This is a genomic window from Actinophytocola sp., from assembly GCF_036402745.1.
Classification (GTDB): domain Bacteria; phylum Actinomycetota; class Actinomycetes; order Mycobacteriales; family Pseudonocardiaceae; genus Actinophytocola.
Genome location: NZ_DASWSJ010000044.1, coordinates 1 through 4,310 on the forward strand (window position 1 = coordinate 1; position 4,310 = coordinate 4,310).

General features: G+C 71.9%; 2 protein-coding genes and 1 pseudogene. 1 reads left to right on the forward strand and 2 read right to left on the reverse strand.

Features of this window, described 5'->3' with window-relative positions; genetic code table 11:
- A pseudogene (locus VGD70_RS04855) lies at positions 1 to 1,811 on the forward strand (hypothetical protein); the annotation flags it as partial.
- On the opposite strand, the gene VGD70_RS04860 reads toward VGD70_RS04855, so the two are convergent.
- Together VGD70_RS04860 and VGD70_RS04865 are read right to left on the reverse strand one after the other, a co-directional pair.
- Positions 1,775 to 3,154, reverse strand: a complete 1,380-nt coding sequence (locus tag VGD70_RS04860) for a transposase (RefSeq protein ID WP_331078525.1) — start codon at positions 3,152 to 3,154, stop codon at positions 1,775 to 1,777. The pseudogene VGD70_RS04855 and the gene VGD70_RS04860 overlap by 37 nt on opposite strands.
- Before the next feature lie 3 nt (positions 3,155 to 3,157).
- Positions 3,158 to 4,310: DUF4158 domain-containing protein (locus tag VGD70_RS04865; RefSeq protein ID WP_331078527.1), on the reverse strand; the 1,153-nt coding region annotated here is incomplete at its 5' end.

Below are 4,310 nucleotides of genomic sequence, written 5' to 3' on the forward strand. Positions count from 1 at the left end.
GGGACCGGGCGGTCGCGCTGGGCGATCCGGAGCGGCTCGGGCGGGTGGCGCTGGGCGTGCAGCGGCTCGGCGCCCGGTTCGCGATGCCCCGCGACGCCGTCATCGACCTGCTCGACACCGCCCGGGCCGCACTACAGGACACCGGCACCGCGCTCGAGGCCCAGCTCACCGCCAGCCTGGCCCGCGAGCTGCACCACTCCGTCCCCGCGCAGCGGGCGCGGGCCCGACCGCTGTCGGAACAGGCGATCGCGCTGGCCCGCACACTGGACGACCCCGACACCCTGGCCACCTGCCTGCTGGCCCGGCACGACGTGCTCTGGACCGCCGGCCGGGGCGCCGCACGGATCGACATCGGAGGCGAGATCGCCGAGCTGGCCGCCCGCGTCGGCGACGCGGAGCGGCATGCTGAGGGGCTGCTGCTCACCGCCAACGCGCTGCTCGAGGAGGGATCCACGCGGTTCCGTACGGTGCTGACCGACTTCCTCTACGCCGTCGAACGGTTCGGCCAGCCCCGCTACGACTACATGGCCCTGACTCGCCGCGGCGCCCTGGCCATGATCGACGGTCGGCTCGACGAGGCCGAGCACCTGATCGACGAGGCGAGCGCGTTGGGCGAGCGGATCGGCGAACCCGACACCGGCAACGTCCGGATGTCGCAGCTACTGGGCCTGGTCCGGGCCCGCGGCGAGCCGGCCCGGCTGCGAGCCACCGCCGCCGAGGCGATCAGGTGGTGGGTCGGGGTGCCTTCCCACGCGCACGCGGTGGCCGCCGGATTCTTCGCCCTCGCCGGTGAGCCCGCCGACCTCGCCGCCGCCCGCAGAGCCCTCGACACCGTGATGGAACTCGACACATGGCGCGATGACCGGTCCTACCTGTGGTCGGTCTTCGTCGGCGGGATGGCCACCGCGGCGGTCCGCCTGCATGACCGCGGGATCTGCGCGCAGCTGCTCGCCGAGCTGGAGCCCATGACCGACTCCTGCGGGGTGAACGGAGCGCTGGTGTGCTTCATGGGCAGCAACGCGCACTGGGCCGGTGTGCTGGCCGGCGCGCTGGGCCGCACCCAGGACGCCCGGCGATGGCTGGAGCAGGCACTGGCCGTGCACCAGCGGCTCGGCGCGGCCACCTGGGAAGCCGAGACCAGCGTCGAGCTGGCCCTTCTCGGTACGCACGGGCGCCACGCCGAGCGAGCCGCGCAGCTGGCGCTCGACCTGGGCCTGCACGGTCTGGCCGCACGGCTGGCGATCGGGCCGCCATCCGGCCAACCCGAGCCCCCGGACCGCACCGACGCCGAGCTGCGCCGCGAAGGAGAGCTGTGGCGGGTACGCCATCACGGTTCCTCGGCCTACCTGCGCGACCTCAAAGGCCTGGCTGATCTCGCAGTGCTGCTGGCCCGACCCGGCGTCGACGTGCACGTGCTTGAGCTGGCCGGCGCCGGCCAGCATGACCGCAACAGCGGAACCCTGCTCGACGCCTCAGCGCGCTCCGCCTACCGCCGCCGCCTCACCGAGCTCGACGACGACCTGGCCACCGCGCACGACCACCACGACATCGGACGGGTCCAGCACCTGGACCGGCAGCGTGCCGCCCTGCTCACCGAGCTGAGCCACGCCGCCGGTCTGGCCGGGCACGCCCGGACACTCGGGACCAGCACCACCGAACGAGCCCGCAAAGCCGTCACCGCCCGGCTGCGGGAGGCCATCCACCGCATCGAGGCCGTGCTCCCCGAGCTCGGCATGCACCTCGACCGATCCGTCGTCACGGGCACGACCTGCCGCTACGAGCCTTCCCAGCGCCTGACCTGGACGCTGTAGCGCCGAAAGTTATCCCAAGCGTTGCCGTCCCATAGAGCGATCGGCTTACGGCACGGTGAGGTCGAGCCGGTGTCCATGTCGAGCCGGAACCGGCCGTAGGGGTTGATGCGGGTCCAGAACAGCGGGCTCAGCCCGCGGCGCTCGTCGGCTCCCATCCGGTCGTGAAACGCCGGCGTTTCCAGCACGGTCTGCACGAGCAGCGTGTTGACGTGCACCAACGCCGACTGCAACAGGTGCAGGGCGAGCATCGAGGTCTCGGCGTGCTCCCGATCGGGGCCGGTGAGATCGCCGTCCTTGCCGTAGAAGATCACGGTGTTGCCCGGATTCCAGTTCTCCACCACCTGCAGCCCGCCGTGGACCTCCCGGCGCAGCTCGGGGTTGGCGAGGTAGTCGCAGGCGAAGATGGTGCGTACGGCCCGGCCGAGTTCTTCCAGGGCGGCGTAGGTGGGGTGTTTGGGCCCGCCGCGGGTGAACCGGCGCAGCACCTGCTCGGATTCCGCCGTGCCGAGCCGTAGCGCGGTGGCGTAGCGGATCATCTGGTCGTACTGCTGGGCGATCAGTTCCCAGCGGATCGGGCGGGTCAGTACCGGCCCGAGCGTGGCGTGGCAGTGCTGGTCGTCGGGCCGGCAGAGCCGGATCGAGCCGATGTTCTTGAGCCGCGGCAGCAGCCGGAACCCGAGCAGCTCGGTGAAGGCGAACCCGACCACGCTGGCCCCGTGGGTGTCGACGTAGCTGGTGTCGGTGTCGGTGCAGTGCCGCAGCAGGCCCTCGATCATTGCCGCGACTTCGGAGGAGGAGCAGCTCTTGAGCTGGGAGTAGATGCACACGCTGCGTCGCTCGACGTGCCAGTAGATCATCACCCCGGGGCCGCCGTAGCGCTGGTGCCACTCGGTCATCAGGTTCGACGCCCAGGACCCGAACTTCTTCGAGTCGCTCGCGCACGCGGTGCCCTGGCCCCACCAGTGCGGGTCCCGCGCGGCGATCGTGGCGCTGGCCAGCCGGGCGATCGCGCGGCGCAGGTTGTCGCGGGTGATGTAGTGGCGGCGGACGTGGCGTAGCGCGGCCTCGGTTTCGCCGTGCTCGCCGGTGGCCACGATCGCTTTGATGCCCATGTTGGTGCCGAGCGCGAACAGGCACAGCAGCAACCTGCGGCGCAGGGTGTCGCGGTCGATCACCTCGCGGGAGGCGACCGAGGTGAACTCGGTGCTGAACTCGGTGAGGAAGTCGGCGCCCTTGAGCACGTCGAGCAGGTCGAGGGTGCCCCAGCGGCGATCACCTCGTCCTTGACCGCGGCCAGGTTGCTCGGCTCGGGCAGCGCCGTCGGCTTGGGGATGCTGATCCACGGCTCACCGCGACGGGTCGTGATCGCCACCCCGCCGGCGGTGCCGTCGATGAGGGCGGAGTCGAGGCCGGCAATGGCGGTGGTCATCCGGTCGCGCAGGCCGGTGATGAACGCCGTCGGGTCGGTCGGTTGGCGGATCGCGGCGTAGTGCACTGGTGTTGTGGCAGCCGAACTCCAGGGCCCCGAGCAGCGGCGGCAGCATCCGTCGGTAGTGGTTGGAGTACGAGCCGCGCAACACCGTGCGGACCCGGGCCTGGAAGGCGTGCTCGTTAGCCTTGGCCTCGCGCACCAGCTCGCGCAGCGTCTTCTCCCCGACCACCGGGAACAACGCCGTCCGGACCGTGTCGTCCGGGTGCGCGACGGCGGCCTCGGCGAGCCGGAACAGGATCGCTTCCTTGCCGCGCACCCGGCGCAGGTCCTCGGTGAGCTCCCGCTCGACGCGGCGGTCCGCCCGCGCGTTGATCCGGTGGATCAGCCCGATCAGCAGCTCGACCAGCGCGTCGGTGATCTCCGAGCAACGCAGAGCGCCGAGCGCGGCCAGCAACGTCAGCCGCACCGGGCGCGGCGCCGCGCGCAGGTCCGACGGATACGAGCGGAGCGCTCGGGCCCGCCACGCCTCGACCAGCTTCTCGCTCGCGTCGGCGAACAACCCGGCCGGTAGACCCAACGCGCGTACCGCGGCCAGCTTGTCGACCTCGCGCAGCAGGGTCTCCAACCCGACCTGGCCCGGATCGGTCTTCAGCTCAGCCAGCAGCACCCGCCCCGACGATGGCGCGCCGGCGTCCTCGGCGACGAGGGCCTCCAGTGCGGCCACGCTCGCCGGGTCGAGCCGCGCGAGCCTGCGGTCGCGGAACCGCTGCTCGAACACCGCCCGCGCCGAGCCGATGATCCGGTCCACCCGGCCGGGAGGCTCGATCCGTTCGGCGCGGCAGCGCACCAGAACGGCCTCGGGGAGCTGCTGGTCACGCAGCTCGACCGGGCACACCTCCTCGGCAAGCCACCCAGCGAGCTTGTCTTCATCGCCACGGGTGAACTCGCGGAACCCGAACGCGTCCCGGATCTGCGACCGGTGATAGGTGATCGACCGTCCCGACCAGGAGTACGCCGCGAACACCGCCGGCGCGATGTTGACCTGCTCGGCGACGTAGCCCACCGCG